The 16,603-nt window shown below is 63.7% G+C and carries 10 protein-coding genes; 2 read left to right on the forward strand and 8 right to left on the reverse strand.

Annotated features, from left to right (window positions below; translation table 11 throughout):
- Positions 1–119: 119 nt before the first annotated feature.
- On the reverse strand, positions 120–1,175 hold the full coding sequence (locus AC19YT_RS03885) for a tetratricopeptide repeat protein (RefSeq protein ID WP_095108609.1): 1,056 nt from the start codon (positions 1,173–1,175) through the stop codon (positions 120–122).
- 79 nt (positions 1,176–1,254) lie between these two features.
- On the reverse strand, positions 1,255–2,154 hold the full coding sequence (locus AC19YT_RS03890) for a bestrophin family protein (RefSeq protein ID WP_500609790.1): 900 nt from the start codon (positions 2,152–2,154) through the stop codon (positions 1,255–1,257).
- 214 nt (positions 2,155–2,368) lie between these two features.
- On the opposite strand from AC19YT_RS03890, the gene AC19YT_RS03895 reads away from it, so the two are divergent.
- Positions 2,369–3,316, forward strand: coding sequence for a pirin family protein (locus AC19YT_RS03895; RefSeq protein ID WP_095108512.1), 948 nt, complete (start codon positions 2,369–2,371; stop codon positions 3,314–3,316).
- 140 nt (positions 3,317–3,456) lie between these two features.
- Here AC19YT_RS03895 and AC19YT_RS03900 read toward each other — a convergent pair whose 3' ends face one another.
- The 5 genes from AC19YT_RS03900 to AC19YT_RS03920 all read right to left on the reverse strand — a co-directional run bounded on the left by AC19YT_RS03900 (position 3,457) and on the right by AC19YT_RS03920 (position 10,771).
- Positions 3,457–4,878, reverse strand: a complete 1,422-nt coding sequence (locus tag AC19YT_RS03900; protein WP_095108511.1) for an efflux transporter outer membrane subunit — start codon at positions 4,876–4,878, stop codon at positions 3,457–3,459.
- A complete protein-coding gene (locus tag AC19YT_RS03905; RefSeq protein ID WP_500609791.1) occupies positions 4,875–8,054 on the reverse strand; it encodes an efflux RND transporter permease subunit in 3,180 nt (1,059 codons plus the stop codon). Before AC19YT_RS03905 ends, AC19YT_RS03900 begins: the two co-directional genes overlap by 4 nt.
- Positions 8,055–8,069: 15 nt before the next feature.
- On the reverse strand, positions 8,070–9,320 hold the full coding sequence (gene mexE, locus AC19YT_RS03910) for a multidrug efflux RND transporter periplasmic adaptor subunit MexE (RefSeq protein ID WP_095108509.1): 1,251 nt from the start codon (positions 9,318–9,320) through the stop codon (positions 8,070–8,072).
- A 321-nt stretch (positions 9,321–9,641) separates the two neighbouring features.
- Positions 9,642–10,394 carry an amidohydrolase family protein gene (locus AC19YT_RS03915; protein WP_095108508.1) on the reverse strand — a complete coding sequence of 251 codons (753 nt, stop codon included), beginning with the start codon at positions 10,392–10,394 and terminating at the stop codon, positions 9,642–9,644.
- A gap of 20 nt (positions 10,395–10,414) precedes the next feature.
- Entirely contained in the window at positions 10,415–10,771 is a 357-nt protein-coding gene (locus tag AC19YT_RS03920) for a hypothetical protein (protein ID WP_500609792.1), read from the reverse strand.
- Between the two features lie 504 nt (positions 10,772–11,275).
- Here AC19YT_RS03920 and AC19YT_RS03925 point away from each other — a divergent pair.
- On the forward strand, positions 11,276–16,135 hold the full coding sequence (locus AC19YT_RS03925; protein WP_500609793.1) for an NAD-glutamate dehydrogenase: 4,860 nt from the start codon (positions 11,276–11,278) through the stop codon (positions 16,133–16,135).
- A gap of 94 nt (positions 16,136–16,229) precedes the next feature.
- Here the strand turns inward: AC19YT_RS03925 and AC19YT_RS03930 are convergent, their stop codons facing one another.
- Entirely contained in the window at positions 16,230–16,493 is a 264-nt protein-coding gene (locus AC19YT_RS03930) for a DUF4404 family protein (protein ID WP_500597140.1), read from the reverse strand.
- Positions 16,494–16,603 lie beyond the last annotated feature (110 nt).

Here is a 16,603-nt window from a genome sequence, read left to right on the forward strand (position 1 = left end):
GGTGTCGGCTGTGCCAGCCTCATCGTGGGCAAGGCCCGCTCCCACAGTTGAACGGTGGTGTGGGTGGGATTTTGATTTTTCCTCTGTGGGAGCGCGCCTGCTCGCGATGGCGGCCCCTTCTACAACCCCTGCTGCAACGCCGGGTCATCGGGGTTTTGCTGCTCCAGCAAGGCCAGTAGCACCTGAACGTTCTGCAACTGCCCCGATTCTTTCCAGTAATTGATAAGCAGCACCCGCGCCTTGCGGTTGGCGGGTTGGCGCTGGACGATCTCTTGCAACTGCTTTTGCGCCGCTTGCAACTCGCCCTCGTCGTGCAGGGTGGTGGCCAGGTCATAGCGGTAATGGGGGTTGTCCGGTTCCAGCTCCACCGCCCGGGACAGGCCGAGCAAGGCGTATTCGCCCTGGCCGTGTTGCAGCAGCCACATGCCCAGGGCGTGTTGCAGGTAGGCCGAGTCGGAATGGGCTTGCAGTTGCCGCGCCAGTAACTGGCGGGCGGCGTCGCCCTGGCCTTGTTTGTCGAGCACTTCCACTTGCAGCACCACGGCGCGCAAGTTATCCGGCTCCAGGCGCAAGGCCCGTTCCAGGGCCTGTTGCGCGGCCTTGAGGTCGGCGTTGTGCAGGTACAGGCGCGCCAGTAGGTATTGGCTGTCGACGTCGTCGGGCCGGGCCTTGAGTACGGCTTGGTACTGCTCCAGCACCTGCTGCAAGGGGCCGAAGTACAACCCCAGGTCATCCGGCGACAACCCCAGCAAGGCGCTGGCGGCGGCAAACCGCACGCTTTGCTCGGGGTCGTCCAACAGCGGCCCGAGCAACAGGCTGCGTGGCCCCCCGGGCACCAAGGCTACGACGCTCTGGATCGCCGCTTGGCGCACCTTTGGGGAGGGATGGTGCAAGTCTTTGTCCGCCAGTTTCAAGGCCTGGGGGCTGGGGTAGTTGGGCAGTTCGGCATGCAGGCGCACGCGGCGGCTGTCGGGCAGGTCGCTGCGGGCAAATTGCTGGTACAGCACCCGCGCCGCGCCGGGTTGGCCATTGCGCGCCTGCGCCAGGGCCTTGTTGAAACCGTGCTTGACCGCCGGGGCCACGTCGGGGGCGGTATCGCGCAACAGCAGCCAGGCAACGCCCGCGGCCACTACCAGCGATAGGCAGATCAACAGGTGACGGCGGGGCTTGAACATGCAGGTATCCGGGCGCGGGCGGGTTTTGCGCAGGGGGCCAAGCTTCGGCCAGAGCGCGCCGCGAGTCAAACCCCGGTGTTCAAGTGAGGACGAAGTCTTTGGGTTCCAGGGCTGGTGGCAGGTCGGCGTGGCCCAGGGCAGCGAGGATTTCCCGTTCCAGGGTGCGCACGATGGCATCGCACGGCAGGTCGTTTTCGTCGAAGCCGAAGGGGTCTTCGAGGTCGTCGCCGATTTCGTCCAGGCCAAAAAAGGTGTAGCTGACCACGGCGGTGAAGATCGGCGCCATCCAGCCCAGAGGCTCGGCCATGGCAAATGGCAGCAGGATGCAGAACAGGTAGATGGTGCGGTGCAGCAGCAGGGTGTAGGGGAAGGGCAGCGGCGTGCTCTTGATCCGCTCGCAACCGGCCTGCACGCCGCTGAGGCTGACCAGGCGCGATTCGAGCTGGGTGTAGCGCCAGTCGCTGATAAGGCCTTGCTCGGCCAGGCGCGAGCAGCGTGCGCCGATGCGTTGCAGCAGGCTGTCGGTGAGGTTGGGGTGGGCGTTGTCCACCGCCGGTTGCACCCAGGGCGCGATGGCCGCGTGCTCGGCCTCGCCGCGCAGCCGCGCAATCAGGCCATGGGCGAAGCCGCACAGTTCACGCAGCAGCGCTTCGCGCACCTGCGGGTCGGCGATCACCTGGCTTTCGCGGATCAGCGAACGCACTTCGATAATCAACTGCCCCAATTGCTTGCGGCCCTCCCACCAGCGGTCGTAGCAGGCGTTGTTGCGAAAACTCATGAAGATCGACAGCGACAGCCCCAGCAGGGTGAAGGGCGTGGCGCTGACCTTGGCGAAATAGGCCGGGTGCAGGGTTTCGATCAACACGATCACCGACGCCAGCAACGTCACCAGCAGGCTGCGCAAGGCAATACGCCGGGCAATCGAGCCCTTGAGGGAGAACAGGATGCTGACCAGGTTGGGCTTGGGGCGAACGATCATCGGTGCAGGATTTACCCAGTGGGAGGCTTTCGTGGCCCCGCCAGAGTAGGATCGCCCCTAGGGCTTGTCCAATCGCTTTGGCTGACGGCTTGATCGATATGATCTATTAATGGCTTCGCCTTAATCAATGCTGCTGCCGTGGCAACCCGGTGCGGGCAAGCCCGCTTTCTACCTACAGGCAGCGGTCCATGGCGCATTCACAGAAGGATTTCCCATGAGCAACCAAGACCCCAAACCTTCCCTGTCCCTTTCCTCTGACTGCCCCAGCGAGGACGGCGAGCGGCAGATCCAGCGCATCACCGCCCGCACCGCCGAGGTGGGTGGCGGTATCCCGGTCAGTCGCCTGATGCCTTCGCGCCAGCGGCGCAAGATCGGCGCCTGGTGTTTTCTCGACCATGCTGGCCCGGCGCTGTTCGAGCCCCTGGGCGGCTTGCGGGTGGGGCCCCATCCGCACATTGGCTTGCAGACGTTCACCTGGATGATCGAAGGCCAAGTGCTGCACCGCGACAGCCTGGGCAACGAGCAAGTGGTGCGCCCTGGCCAGGTCAACCTGATGACCGCTGGGCGCGGCATCGTCCACACCGAAGAGTCCCTGCCCGAAGAACGGCGCCTGCACGCCGCGCAGTTGTGGATCGCCTTGCCCGCCAGCCACGCCGACTGCGCGCCAGCGTTCGATCATTACCCGGATTTGCCCCAGTGGGATGAAGGTGGCCTGCACATCACCTTGCTGGCCGGGCACTTCGCCGGGCGCCAGGCACCGAGCAAGGTCTATACGCCGCTGGTGGGCCTGGACCTGCTGGCCGAAGGCGCAGCCCAGGCGCGCTTGGCCCTGGACCCTACCTTCGAGTACGGCATCCTGCCCCTGGACGGGGCGCTTCAGGTTAACGGCCAGATGTTCGCCAATAATGAACTGGCCTACCTGGGGCGGGGCCTGGACGAGGTGCAACTGCACACCCGCGACGGCGCCCGCGCCCTGCTGCTGGGCGGCGCGCCGTTCGAGGAGGAGATCTACATGTTCTGGAACTTCGTCAGCCACAGCAAGGTGGACATCGTCCTGGCCCTGGAGGCCTGGAACCAGGGTGACCTGCAACGCTTTGGCGAGGTAGAAGGCTTCGACGGCCCACGGCTGACGGCCCCGGACCTGCCGTGGCAGAAGGTTTGAGCACAGGCCGCGAGCAATCCCCTGCGGGCGCTGGATGGCTCGCGATGGCGGTTTGAGACGCAAAAAAAAGCCCCGCGATCGAATGATTCGCGGGGCAAAGGTTTGGTTGGTTGCGGCCAACCAAAGGAGCAACTCAGGGGTTAATTACGGGCCAGGGTCTCGGGTTGCCAGCCGCCGCCCAGGGCTTTGTAGATGGCGACGATGCCGCGATACAGGTCCACCTCGGCCAGGGCTTGGGCGTCTTCGGCGGCCAGGCGTTCGCGCTGGGCGTCGAGCAGCACGAGGAAGTCCTCGGTGCCTTCGCGGTAGCGGATTTGGGCCAGGTCAGCGGCGGCGCGGCTCGATTCGCTTTGGCGGATCAGCGAGATCAGCCGTTGCTGGCGCTTGCCGTAGTCGCTGAAGGCGTTTTCCGATTCTTCCAGGGCCAGCAACACCTGCTGTTCATAGCTGGCCAGGGCGCCCTCGGCTTCGGCATCGGCGCCGCGCAAACGGGCGCGCACGCTGCCCAGGTCGAACGCCGCCCAGGTGATGCTCGGGCCCAGCGCCCAGGCGTTGGCCGCCGAGGAGCCGATTTGCGAGCCGCGCCCGGCGGTAAAGCCCAGGAAGCCGCTGAGGCTGACCCGTGGGAACAAATCGGCCTTGGCCACGCCTATGCGGGCGGTGGCGGCGGCCAGTTTGCGTTCGGCGCTGGCGATGTCGGGCCGGCGTTGCAGCAGTTCACCCGGGTCGCCAATGGGCAAGGCCTTGGCGATGGCGGGTAGGGTCGCCGGGCTCAGGTCCACGCTCAGTTTGTCCGGGCGTTCGCCCAGCAGGGTGGCGATGCGGTTGCGCTGACGCGCCTGCTCGGCCTGCAATTGCGGCACGCTGGCTTCCACCGAGGCCAGGCGCGCATCGGCACGGACCACGTCAAGCTGATCGCCGACGCCGGCATCGCGCAGGCTTTCGGTGATCTTGCGCGAGTCCTGCTGGTTCTTCAGGTTGGCCAGGGCGATGCCCTCGCGCAGTTGGGCGCCGCGCAGTTGGCCGTAGGCGTCCACCAGTTCGGCAATCAGGGTCACTTGCAACTGGTAAAGGTCGGCTTCGGCCACTTGCTGCTCGGCGTCGCTGGCTTCCAATTGGCGCTGGATGCGGCCGAACAGGTCCAGTTCCCAGGCCATGTCCAGGCCCAGGTCGTAGCGTTCGCTGTTAACGCGGCGCTCGGTTTGCCCCGGCACCTGGCCTTTGCCCAGGTCGCTGCTGGCGCGGCTGGTGATGGTGGGCATGGCGTCATTGCTGACGTCATCGCGGATCGCCCGCGCCGCCCGCAGGCGGGCAAACGCCACGCGCAACTGGCGGTTGCCTTGCAGCGACTGGCTGACCAATTGGTTCAACGTCGGGTCGTCGAACTGCTGCCACCAGATGCCCTCGAACCGCGCACGGTCGAAGTTCTTCTGGCCGGCCGCGCCGTCGGTGGCGGCCGTGATGTGGGCCGCTTCGGTGGCCGGTGTCGAGTAGTCCGGGCCCACGGCGCACGCGCTCAGGGCCAGGGCCAACAGGCTGGGCAGGAAGGCTTTGGGGCTCATGGGCGTGCCTCCAGTATCAGGGCCTTGGCCGCTTTGCGTGCTTCGCTGCGCTCCACGAAATTACGGATCAGTACGTAGAACACCGGGGTCAGCAGCAGGCCGAAGAAGGTCACCCCCAACATCCCGGAGAACACGGCTACACCCATGGCGTGGCGCATTTCCGCCCCCGCGCCGCTGGAGAAGACCAGGGGCACCACGCCCATGATGAAGGCGAACGAGGTCATCAGGATCGGCCGCAGCCGCAGGCGGCAGGCTTCGAGCACCGCGCTCAAGGCGTCCATGCCTTCCTCTTGCTTGTCCTTGGCGAACTCGACGATCAGGATCGCGTTCTTACACGCCAGGCCCACCAGTACGATCAGGCCGATCTGGGTGAAGATGTTGTTGTCACCGCCCCAGGCAATGACCCCGGCGATGGCCGACAACAGGGTCATGGGCACGATCAGGATCACCGCCAGCGGCAGGCTCCAGCTCTCGTACTGGGCCGCGAGCACGAGGAACGCCAGCAGCACGCAGAGCGGGAAGACGAACAGCGCCGTGTTGCCCGAGAGGATCTGCTGGTAAGTCAGCTCGGTCCATTCGTAGGTCATGCCGTTGGGCAGTTCTTCCTTGAGCAGTTTTTCGATGGCCGCCTCGGCCTGGCCGGAGCTGTAGCCGGGGGCTGCCGCGCCGTTGATTTCGGCGGTGACAAAGCCGTTGTAGTGCATCACGCGGTCCGGCCCTGCGGTGTCGCTGACCTTGATGAAGGTCGCCAGCGGGATCATCTCGCCTTTGTTGTTGCGCACTTTCAACTGGCCGATCTGCTCAGGTTCGAGGCGGAACTGCTGCTCGGCCTGGACGTTGACCTGGTAGGTGCGGCCAAAACGGTTGAAGTCGTTGGCGTACAGCGAGCCGAGGTAAACCTGCAGGGTGTCGAAGATGTCGGTGATGGCCACGCCGTGGGTCTTAGCCTTGTCGCGGTCGATGGCGGCATCGACCTGGGGCACGTTGACTTGGTAGCTGGTGAACAACCCGGCCAACTCCGGCACGTTATGGCTCTTGGCGATGACGTTCTGCACTTCTTTGTACAGTTCCTCATAACCCAGGCCCGCGCGGTCTTCGACTTGCAGGCGGAACCCGCCGATGGTGCCCAGGCCCTGTACCGGCGGCGGTGGGAAGATCGCCATGTAGGCTTCCTGGATGTCCGCGTACTGGGCATTCAGGGCGCCGGCAATGGCACCGGCCGACATGCTCGGGTCCTTGCGCTCATCGAATGGCTTCAAGATGACGAAGACGATGCCGTTGTTCGGGCTGTTGGTGAAACCGTTGATCGACAGGCCGGGGAAGGCCACCGAGCTTTCCACGCCAGGCTGCTTGAGGGCCAGCTCGGACATGCGCTTGATGACGTCTTCGGTGCGGTCCAGGCTCGCGGCATCCGGCAGTTGGGCGAAGGCCACCAGGTATTGCTTGTCCTGGGGCGGCACGAAACCGGTGGGGGTGCTGGAGAAACCGAAGAAGGTCAGCACCATCAGCCCGGCGTACAGCAGCAGGGCAATGCCGCTGCTGCGGATGACCCGGGTCACGGTGCCGACATAGCCATGGCTGGCGCGGTCGAAGAAACGGTTGAACGGGCGGAACAACCAGCCGCCGAACAAACGGTCCAGAACCCTGGAGAAACGGTCCTTGGGCGCGTCATGGGGTTTGAGCAGCACCGCCGCCAGGGCCGGGGACAGGGTCAGGGAGTTGAAGGCCGAGATCACCGTCGAAATGGCGATGGTCAAGGCGAACTGTTTATAGAACTGCCCGGTCAGGCCACTGATGAAGGCCGCTGGAATGAACACCGCACACAGCACCAGCGCCGTGGCGATGATCGGCCCGGTCACTTCGCGCATCGCCCGCTTGGTGGCGTCTACCGGGCTGAGCCCCAGGCCGATGTTACGTTCGACGTTCTCCACCACCACGATGGCGTCATCGACCACGATGCCGATGGCCAGCACCAGGCCGAACAGCGACAGGGCGTTGAGGGAGAAGCCGAACATGTGCATCACGGCAAAGGTACCGATCAACGACACTGGCACGGCGGCCAGGGGGATGATCGAGGCGCGCCAGGTTTGCAGGAACAAAATGACGACCAGCACCACCAGAATCAGGGCCTCGAACAGGGTGTGCACCACTGCTTCGATGGAGCCGCGCACGAAGATCGTCGGGTCATAGACGATGCTGAAGTCCATGCCTTCGGGGAAATCTTTTTTGAGTTCGGCCATTTTTGCCCGAACGTCGTTGGAGATCTCGATGGCGTTGGAGCCCGGGCGCTGGAAGATCGGGATCGCCACCGCCGGTTGGTTGTTGAGCAGCGAGCGCAGGGCGTATTGGCTGGAGCCCAGTTCGATGCGGGCGATGTCTTTGAGGCGAGTGATTTCACCGTCGTCGCCGGCGCGAATGATGATGTTCTCGAACTCTTCCTCGGTGACCAGGCGCCCCTGGGTGTTGACCGACAGTTGGAAACTGCTGGCGCTCGGCGCGGGTGGCGCGCCCAGGGCGCCGGCGGCAACCTGGCGGTTCTGCTCGCGGATGGCGTTGACCACGTCGGTGGCGGTGAGGTTGCGCGAGGCGGTTTTGTTCGGATCGAGCCACACCCGCAGGGAGTAGTCGCCCATGCCGAACAACTGCACGTCACCGATACCATCGAGGCGCGCCAACTCGTCCTTGATGTTGAGCAAGGCGTAGTTGGACAGGTAGAGCATGTCGTAGCGCTTATCCGGCGAGGTCAAGTGCACGACCATGGTCAGGTCGGGTGAGGCCTTGTCCACCGTGATCCCGATGCGCGTCACCTCTTCGGGCAGCTTGGGCTGGGTGCGGGTCACGCGGTTTTGCACCTGCACCTGGGCGTTGTCCAGGTCGGTGCCCAGGGCGAAGGTGATGGTCAGGGTGATCTTGCCGTCAGCGGTGGACTGGGAGGACATGTACAGCATGTTCTCCACCCCGGTGATCGCCTGTTCCAGAGGCGCGGCCACGGTTTCGCCGATGACCTTGGGGTTGGCGCCGGGGAAGTTGGCGCGCACTACCACGGTGGGCGGCACGACTTCCGGGTATTCGCTGATGGGCAGTTGGAACAGCGAGATTGCACCGGCGATCAGGATCAGCAGCGATAGCACTGCGGCAAAGATCGGCCGGGAAATAAAGAACTGGGAAAAATTCATCGCAAGTGTCGTCCCTTAACCGCGTGGCGTGGCAGCGGCCAGTTTTACCGCCGAGCCTGGCGCAGCCTTGGCAGGGGTGACCTGCGGCAGGTTGCTGGCTTCAAGCGCTTGTCGTTGTTGTGCCAGAGCGGCGAGGGTGGCCTGGTCGGCCATGGGAATGACCTCGGGCGCCACCGGCGCACCGGGGCGTACCCGTTGCAGGCCCTTGACGATGATGGTGTCGTCCTTGCTCAGGCCGCTGCGCACGATGCGCAGGCCTTCGATCTTGGGCCCCAGTTCCACGGCGCGGTAAGTGGACTTGTCGCCGTCCATCACCAGCACGAACTTCTTGCCCAGGTCAGTACCCACGGCTTCGTCGCTGATGAGCACCGCCGAATAGGTGCCGCTGCCCACCAGTTTCAGGCGCGCATACAGGCCTGGGGTGTAGCTGCTGTCACGGTTGTCGAACACCGCGCGGCCACGGATGGTGCCGGTTTTGGGGTTGACCTGGTTGTCGACGAAGTTCATCTGGCCCAGGTGCGGGTGGCCGTCTTCGTTGGACAGGCCCAGGTACACCGGGGTGGTCTGGCCGCGTTGGCCCTGGCGCGCCAGCTCGGTGTACTTGAGGTACACGCGCTCGTCGGCGTCGAAGTAGGCGTAGACCTTGTCGGTGGACACCACGCTGGTCAGGGCCGTGGTGTCGGCGCTGACCAGGTTGCCGGCGGTAATCTGGGCACGGCTGACGCGGCCACTGATGGGCGAGGTGACGCGGGTGAAACTCAGGTTGAGCTTGGCCAGGTCCAGTTCGGCCTGGATGGCTGCCACACCGGCCCGGGCTTCCTGGGCGGCGCTGGTGCGCGAGTCGGCCAGTTCAGCGGAAATCGCGTTGTTGGTGCGCAGGCGCTCGCCGCGCTGGGCTTCGTTTTCGCTGCGGTTGGCGCTGGCGCGGGCCTGTTGCAGCTGGGCTTCGAGGCGCCGCACCTGGGCCTGGAATGGCCGGGGGTCGATCTGGAACAACACGTCGCCCTTTTTCACCAGGGCGCCTTCGGTGAACGCCACCTGGTCGATCTGGCCCGACACGCGCGGGCGGATCTCTACGGTTTCTGGGGCTTCGAGGCGGCCGGTGAACTCGTCCCACTCGTTGACCGGTTGTTCCAGCACCTTGGCCACGCTGACTTTGGTGGCAGGCATATTGGCGGCCGTCTCCGGGGCCTTGCCGCATGCGCTCATCACCAGCACCGCCAACGCGGCGAGGGGATAGCGCAAATGTTTGAGTGACTGTTCCATGGATGCATCCGCCAATGTAGTGAGATGGGCGGATGATGCGTGGCGCGGGTGCAAGTCACGAATCGAATGAGGCGAAGGTAACTATCATCCGCAATGATATAAGCCGCGCCATAGCCCTCTGGGACGGGGGTTTCGTTAGGCGGCTATCAATATCGTTGATGGTTGGGGGCCTGCCTCTGTGGCAGCAACAGTCTTACCCCGACTATTCGTCACCGCCACTGCGTGCCGCCATCGCGAGCAGGCTCGCACACAGAGGAAAAACGAACATCCCATCCGCACCACCGTTCAACTGTGCGAGCCGGCTCGCGATAGTTTTCTCAGTCAGCCCAAGCGGTAAAAACGCCGCGCATTGTCCCACAGCGCCATGCGGGCGCCGTCTTCGCCCAGGGCGTCGGCCAGCAGGGCAATGTCCCCGGCTTCAAAAGCGCGTGGCGCGCGGGTGGAGGGCAGGTCGCTGCCGAACATCAAGGCATGGGGGTTGGCGCGGTGGATGTGTTGCAGCACCGGTGCCACGGCGAAATCCACCCGGCCAAAGCCGCAGGCCTTGATGCGCACACCTTGCTCGGCCAGGCGCAGCACACTGGGCAAGCCCGCGTGGCTCAGGCCCAGGTGGTCGATACTCACGGCCGGTAGGCGCAGCAGGCGCGTTTCCAGGTCGGGCAGCTCCCGCGCATCGACATACAGCTCCACATGCCAGCCCAGGTTGGCATGCACCCGCAAGGCCATGGCCTCCAATTGCTCCAGTGGCGCCGAACCGCCGCGTTTGAGGTTAAAGCGCAAGGCGCGCACGCCGGCGGCATCGAGCGCCAGCAGTTGCGCATCGCTGACGTCCTCGGGCAACTGGGTGACGCCGACAAACCCGGGCCCCAGGCGTTGCAGGGCGGCGAGCAGGTAGCGTTGGTCGAAGCCCTGGAAGGAGCCGGACACCACGGCGCCGCCCACCATCCCGAGAGGCCCGGCCTGTGCTCGGTAGTCGTCCACCGTGAAGGCGTCAGGCAAAAAGCCCTGGTTGGCGATCAGTGGGTAGTTGGGGTCGATAATGTGGCAATGAGCATCGAAAATCGGCGAAGCCATGGCAATCTCCGCATTCGGGTTTACGCCAGTTGGCTAATGTAGGTCCCTGTGCCCTGGAGGATGTTTTGCAAAGTCAGTTCCACTTCTGCCAAGTCGCCGGCGGCGGTGCTGTGGTGAATTTCCAGATGATCGTCGCCATTGAGGGCGTCGTTGTCGCCTGCGGCGATTTCGATCAGCAGGTGAGTGGGGCTGAGGGTGACCTTGACGCCTTCAAGGGTTGAAGGTTCGCCGTCTAGGGTGATTTCCAGTTCGTCTTCGTCGGGGTAGCGGGTCATCAGGAACATGTCGCCCTGGTTGCTGTGGCAGCACAGCATGGCCATGTTGTCTTCTTCGTCGTCGCACGGGTTGGCGATCAGGTGGGCGGTGGTCATTTGCATAGAGAGATTCCTGGCTCCAAGAGCGGTGTGTGAGCGGGCAGGGTGCGATTCTGCCAGCCTCGGGGGATTTCTGCTGGCTTGTGTTGGCGGGACGCTTTATGGACGGCAGGCTGGGTGCCGGTCATTTCATGCGTTTGCTGTGTGCGATTCATTCGTTAAAAACAGTGTTTTCCTACGTGACTGCTAGGGTTGTTCCAGGGTCTGCCCAGTGAGCAGCGTGCCTGTGACCGAATATGTCGCAGCACCGCAAGCAGGCGCGTTGCCGCACTCGTTAAGCTGCGCAACGGATGGACACCTGTAAAGGCATTGGCGGCACGCCGCCAGTCGCTTTTGCAGATGCCCATCTGCCGTGAAGGGGGATGTGACCTGGCGGTCATGTCCGGCTTCATCCTCCTGCCGTCCTGCAACGCTCTACCCGAGCATCAGGACCAGGATGGCGACTCACCCCGCAAGGGGTTGCACGCGACGCTTCCATCAATAACAAGCCCAAGCGGAGTACCACAGATGGCGTTTTTCACCGCAGCCAGCAAAGCCGACTTCCAGCACCAACTGCAAGCAGCACTGGCCCAGCACATCAGTGAACAGGCACTGCCACAAGTGGCGCTGTTCGCCGAGCAATTTTTCGGCATCATTTCCCTGGATGAACTGACCCAGCGTCGGATGTCCGACCTGGCCGGTTGCACCCTGTCTGCCTGGCGCCTGCTGGAGCGTTTTGACCACGCCCAGCCCCAGGTGCGCGTGTACAACCCCGATTACGAGCGCCATGGCTGGCAATCGACCCACACCGCGGTCGAGGTGCTGCACCACGACCTGCCGTTCCTGGTGGACTCGGTGCGTACCGAGCTCAACCGCCGGGGCTACAGCATCCACACCCTGCAAACCACCGTGTTGAGCGTGCGCCGCGGCGCCAAGGGCGAGTTGCTGGAAATCCTGCCCAAGGGCACCCAGGGCGACGACGTGCTGCAAGAGTCGCTGATGTACCTGGAAATCGACCGCTGCGCCAACGCCGCCGAGCTCAATGTGTTGAGCAAGGAGCTGGAGCAGGTGTTGGGCGAAGTGCGGGTCGCGGTGGCCGATTTCGAGCCGATGAAAGCCAAGGTCCAGGAACTGCTGACCGGTCTGGACCACAGCCGTTTTGCCATCGACGGCGATGAAAAAGCCGAGATCAAGAGCTTCCTGGAATGGTTGGTGGGCAACCACTTCACCTTCCTGGGCTATGAAGAGTTCGTGGTGCGCGATGAGGCCGATGGCGGCCACATCGAATACGACCCGTCGTCGTTCCTGGGCCTGACCAAACTGTTGCGCGCCGGCCTCACCGCCGATGACCTGCGCATCGAAGACTACGCCGTCAACTACCTGCGCGAACCGACTCCGCTGTCGTTTGCCAAGGCTGCGCACCCAAGCCGCGTACACCGCCCGGCCTACCCCGACTACGTGTCGATCCGCGAGATCGACGCCGATGGCAAGGTCATCAAGGAATGCCGCTTCATGGGCCTGTACACCTCCTCGGTGTACGGCGAGAGCGTGCGGGTCATTCCCTACATCCGCCGCAAGGTCGAGGAAATCGAGCGCCGCTCGGGCTTCCAGGCCAAGGCGCACCTGGGCAAGGAACTGGCCCAGGTGGTCGAAGTGCTGCCCCGCGATGACCTGTTCCAGACCCCGGTGGATGAACTGTTCAGCACCGTGATGTCCATCGTGCAAATCCAGGAACGCAACAAGATCCGCGTGTTCCTGCGCAAAGACCCCTACGGCCGTTTCTGCTATTGCCTGGCCTACGTGCCGCGCGACATCTACTCCACCGAAGTGCGGCAGAAAATCCAGCAAGTGCTGATGGACCGCCTCAAGGCCAGCGATTGCGAGTTCTGGACCTTCTTCTCCGAGTCGGTGTTGGCGCGTGTGCAGTTGATCCTGCGGGTAGACCCGAAGAATCGCCTGGATATCGACCCCGTGCTGCTGGAAAAAGAAGTGGTGCAGGCCTGCCGCAGTTGGCAGGACGACTATGCCAGCCTGGTGGTCGAGAGCTTCGGCGAGGCCCACGGCACCAACGTGCTGGCGGACTTCCCCAAGGGCTTCCCGGCCGGCTACCGCGAGCGTTTTGCCGCGCACTCGGCCGTGGTCGATATGCAGCACTTGCTGAACCTGACCCAGGAAAACCCGCTGGTGATGAGCTTCTACCAGCCCCTGGGCCATGTCACCGGCCAGCAGGAGCTGCACTGCAAGCTGTATCACGCGGACACGCCACTGGCGCTGTCGGACGTGCTGCCGATCCTGGAAAACCTCGGCCTGCGTGTGCTGGGTGAGTTCCCGTATCGCCTGCGCCACAGCAACGGCCGCGAGTTCTGGATCCATGACTTCGCGTTCACTGCTGCTGAAGGCCTGAACCTGGATATCCAGCAGCTCAATGACACCCTGCAAGACGCCTTCGTGCACATCGTGCGCGGCGACGCGGAGAACGACGCCTTCAACCGCCTTGTGCTCACGGCCGGCCTGCCATGGCGCGATGTGGCGCTGCTGCGCGCCTACGCTCGCTACCTCAAGCAGATCCGCCTGGGCTTCGACCTGGGTTACATCGCCAGCACGCTGAACAACCACACCGACATCGCCCGCGAGTTGACCCGGTTGTTCAAGACCCGTTTCTACCTGGCGCGCAAGCTCAGTGGCGATGACCTGGATGACAAGCAGCAGCGTCTGGAGCAAGCGATCCTTACCGCCCTGGACGATGTCCAGGTACTCAACGAAGACCGTATCCTGCGCCGCTACCTGGACCTGATTAAGGCCACGCTGCGTACCAACTTCTACCAGACCGACGCCAAGGGCCAGAACAAGTCTTACTTCAGCTTCAAGTTCAACCCCCATGCCATTCCAGAGCTGCCCAAGCCTGTGCCGAAGTTCGAGATCTTCGTCTACTCGCCACGGGTCGAAGGCGTGCACTTGCGCTTTGGTAACGTTGCCCGTGGCGGCCTGCGCTGGTCCGACCGCGAAGAAGACTTCCGTACCGAAGTCCTGGGCCTGGTTAAAGCTCAGCAAGTGAAGAACTCGGTTATCGTGCCGGTGGGCGCCAAGGGCGGTTTCCTGCCCCGTCGCCTGCCCTTGGGCGGTAGCCGGGACGAGATTGCGGCCGAAGGCATCGCCTGCTACCGCATCTTCATCTCGGGCCTGTTGGACATCACCGATAACCTCAAGGACGGCACCTTGGTGCCACCGGTCAACGTCGTGCGCCATGACGACGACGACCCGTACCTGGTGGTGGCGGCCGACAAGGGCACCGCGACCTTCTCCGATATCGCCAATGGCATCGCCATCGATTACGGCTTCTGGCTCGGCGATGCGTTTGCCTCGGGCGGCTCGGCAGGTTACGACCACAAGAAAATGGGCATCACCGCCAAGGGCGCATGGGTGGGCGTGCAGCGCCACTTCCGCGAGCGCGGCATCAATGTCCAGGAAGACAGCATTACTGTGGTCGGCGTGGGCGACATGGCTGGCGATGTGTTCGGCAACGGTTTGCTGATGTCTGACAAGCTGCAACTGGTGGCCGCTTTCAACCACTTGCATATCTTCGTCGACCCCAACCCTGAACCCGCCAACAGCTTCGTTGAGCGCAAGCGCCTGTTCGAGCTGCCGCGTTCGGCCTGGAGCGACTACGACACCAGCATCATGTCCGAGGGCGGCGGTATCTTTTCGCGCAGCGCGAAAAGCATCGCCATCTCGCCACAGATGAAAGAACGCTTCGCCATCCAGGCCGACAAGCTGACCCCAACCGAACTGCTCAACGCCTTGCTCAAGGCCCCGGTGGACCTGTTGTGGAATGGCGGCATCGGTACTTACGTCAAGGCCAGCACTGAAAGCCACGCTGATGTCGGCGACAAGGCCAACGACGCCCTGCGGGTCAATGGCAACGAACTGCGCTGCAAAGTGGTGGGCGAGGGTGGCAACCTGGGCATGACCCAGTTGGGCCGCGTCGAGTTCGGCCTTAATGGCGGTGGTTCCAACACCGACTTCATCGACAACGCCGGCGGCGTGGACTGTTCCGACCATGAAGTGAACATCAAGATCCTGCTCAACGAAGTGGTGCAGGCCGGCGACATGACGGACAAGCAACGCAACCAGTTGCTGGCCAGCATGACCGACGAAGTCGGTGGCTTGGTGTTGGGCAACAACTACAAGCAGACTCAGGCCTTGTCCCTGGCGGCCCGCCGTGCCTACGAGCGAATCGCTGAGTACAAGCGCTTGATGAACGACCTCGAAGGTCGCGGCAAGCTGGACCGTGCCATCGAGTTCCTGCCGTCCGAAGAGCAACTGGTCGAGCGCGTCGCGGCGGGCCAGGGCCTGACCCGTGCCGAGCTGTCGGTGCTGATCTCCTACAGCAAGATCGACCTCAAGGAAGCCCTGCTCGGTTCCCAGGTGCCGGACGACGACTACCTGACCCGCGACATGGAAACCGCGTTCCCGCCGATGCTGGTGAGCAAGTTCGCCGAAGCGATGCGCCGTCACCGCCTCAAGCGCGAAATCGTCAGCACCCAGATCGCCAACGACCTGGTCAACCACATGGGCATCACCTTCGTCCAGCGCCTCAAGGAGTCCACCGGGATGAGCCCGGCGAACGTGGCCGGCGCCTATGTGATCGTGCGTGACATTTTCCATCTCCCGCACTGGTTCCGTCAGATCGAAGCCCTGGACCACCAGGTCTCGGCCGACGTGCAACTGGAGCTGATGGACGAACTGATGCGCCTGGGCCGCCGCGCCACGCGCTGGTTCCTGCGCAGCCGGCGCAACGAGCAGAACGCTGCCCGTGACGTCGCGCACTTCGGCCCGCACCTGGCCGCTCTGGGCCTGAAACTCGACGAACTGCTCGAAGGGCCGACCCGCGAAGGCTGGCAGACCCGCTACCAGGCTTACGTCGAAGCTGGCGTGCCCGAGTTGCTGGCGCGGATGGTGGCCGGGACCACGCACCTGTACACCTTGCTGCCGATCATCGAAGCGGCGGACGTCACTGGCCAGAATGCGGCCGATGTGGCCAAGGCCTACTTTGCCGTGGGCAGCGAGCTGGACCTGACCTGGTACCTGCAACAGATCAGCGCACTGGCGGTGGAAAACAACTGGCAAGCCCTGGCCCGTGAAGCGTTCCGTGATGACATCGACTGGCAGCAACGGGCGATCACCATCTCGGTCCTGCAAATGGGCAACGGTGAGTTGGACGTGGAAGCACGCCTGGCGCTGTGGATCGAGCAGCACCACGGCATGGTCGAGCGCTGGCGCGCCATGCTGGTGGAGTTGCGTGCCGCCAGCGGCACCGACTACGCCATGTACGCGGTGGCCAACCGCGAGTTGCTGGACCTGGCGTTGAGCGGTCAATCGGTGGTGTGAACCGCTGATTAACCGGTAATGAAAAGCCCCGTATCGTGAGATACGGGGCTTTTTTGTGTGCGCTGGGCGGGGGCGGGATCGCTTGGCCTAGGCTTCAGATGCCGATATTGCCCAGGGTCTGCACTATGTTGCGTAAGGTGCTGGCCAGGGCGGGGTGGTCAAGTTCAAAGCGTTCCACGGCCAAGTTCACATTGTCGGCCAGGCTGGTGTTTTGGGTCTGGGTTTCGAGTTCGATCTGCGCCTCGATCTGAGCCATCAGCTCGTGCAAATGGCCGCGCTCTTCTTGTGAAAGGGGCGGGTTTTGCTCCAGTTGCTCGCGCAGTGTATTGAGCTGTTCTTGCAGGTCGCGGGCAGGCATGGCGTTCTCCTTATAGATAGTCACTGGCATGGACCGCACCGGGGGGCGAAAGGTCCATGCCCACGCCTTGCAGAGTAATGCACCGGCAGGCCGCGTGCATGATCTCAATC

This window comes from Pseudomonas sp. MF08875 (assembly GCF_059862525.1).

Bases quoted from the DNA above. Each gene is read 5' to 3' on its own strand.
- AC19YT_RS03885 (WP_095108609.1), bottom strand. From the start codon at position 1,175: ATGTTCAAGCCCCGCCGTCACCTGTTGATCTGCCTATCGCTGGTAGTG.
- AC19YT_RS03890 (WP_500609790.1), bottom strand. From the start codon at position 2,154: ATGATCGTTCGCCCCAAGCCCAACCTGGTCAGCATCCTGTTCTCCCTC.
- AC19YT_RS03895 (WP_095108512.1), top strand. From the start codon at position 2,369: ATGAGCAACCAAGACCCCAAACCTTCCCTGTCCCTTTCCTCTGACTGC.
- AC19YT_RS03900 (WP_095108511.1), bottom strand. From the start codon at position 4,878: ATGAGCCCCAAAGCCTTCCTGCCCAGCCTGTTGGCCCTGGCCCTGAGC.
- AC19YT_RS03905 (WP_500609791.1), bottom strand. From the start codon at position 8,054: ATGAATTTTTCCCAGTTCTTTATTTCCCGGCCGATCTTTGCCGCAGTG.
- mexE (WP_095108509.1), bottom strand. From the start codon at position 9,320: ATGGAACAGTCACTCAAACATTTGCGCTATCCCCTCGCCGCGTTGGCG.
- AC19YT_RS03915 (WP_095108508.1), bottom strand. From the start codon at position 10,394: ATGGCTTCGCCGATTTTCGATGCTCATTGCCACATTATCGACCCCAAC.
- AC19YT_RS03920 (WP_500609792.1), bottom strand. From the start codon at position 10,771: ATGCAAATGACCACCGCCCACCTGATCGCCAACCCGTGCGACGACGAA.
- AC19YT_RS03925 (WP_500609793.1), top strand. From the start codon at position 11,276: ATGGCGTTTTTCACCGCAGCCAGCAAAGCCGACTTCCAGCACCAACTG.
- AC19YT_RS03930 (WP_500597140.1), bottom strand. From the start codon at position 16,493: ATGCCTGCCCGCGACCTGCAAGAACAGCTCAATACACTGCGCGAGCAA.